This window comes from Methylibium sp. T29-B, assembly GCF_000576225.1.
Classification (GTDB): Bacteria; Pseudomonadota; Gammaproteobacteria; order Burkholderiales; family Burkholderiaceae_C; genus Methylibium; species Methylibium petroleiphilum.
Window position 1 is genome coordinate 1 of record NZ_AZSN01000384.1, and the last position, 774, is coordinate 774.

Annotated in this window: 2 pseudogenes; both read right to left on the bottom strand. The window is 72.5% G+C overall.

Annotated features, from left to right (window positions below):
- Positions 1-374: pseudogene (locus tag Y694_RS22085) on the bottom strand (two-component sensor histidine kinase); the annotation flags it as partial.
- Positions 375-410: 36 nt separating this feature from the next.
- Positions 411-774, bottom strand: a pseudogene (locus Y694_RS22090) (winged helix-turn-helix domain-containing protein); the annotation flags it as partial.

Consider the following 774-nt stretch of genomic DNA (forward strand, 5'->3'; position numbering starts at 1 on the left):
CACGCCTCGGGCGGCGGCGGGCGCAACTCGTCGGGCGGCACCGGCCCGTCCGGCCCGACGCCGCCGTCGATCCAGCGAGCGAAGGCCTGCGAGGTGGCGATACGCCGGCCCTGCGCGTCATCCAGCGCCAGCGGCATGCGCAAGCGCGACGACCACTCCAGCAAGGCCTGGCTCTGCTCGTCGCGCGGTGCGTCGACGGGTGGGAGCGCGTTCTGCAGCAACTCGCCCCAGGCGATCAGGCGCTCGTTGCCGCTCGCCTCGACCCGTATGCGCTCATGCTCGATGTTGCGCTGGAGCAGCCAGCCCGACACCAGCGCGAACAGCAGCAGCACCGCCACGACGGTGAGGTAGATGCGCAGGTAGAGCGTCTTCACCGGCCGGCCCGTCCTGCTGCGCGGGCGCGACGCCGATCAGGCCGCCTCGGCATCCTGCTTCTTCGCGAACACGTAGCCCGCGCCGCGCACCGTGAGGATGCGGCGCGGCGTCTTGGGATCGTCTTCGATGGCGGCACGGATGCGCGAGATGTGCACGTCGATCGAGCGGTCGAAGGCCTCGAGCGCGTGGCCCTTCAGCGCATCATGATCTGGTCGCGCGACAGCACGCGCCCGGGCGCGTTGGCCAGCACCTGGAGCAGGTCGAACTGGTAGCTCGTCAGGTCGCAGGGCTTGCCGTCGAGGCGGGCCTGGCGACCGCCGGCGTCGACCTCGAGGCGGCCGAAGCGCAGCACGTCGCCGTCGCCCCCGCTCGGCGCGGCGCGGCGCAGCAGGGCCTTGA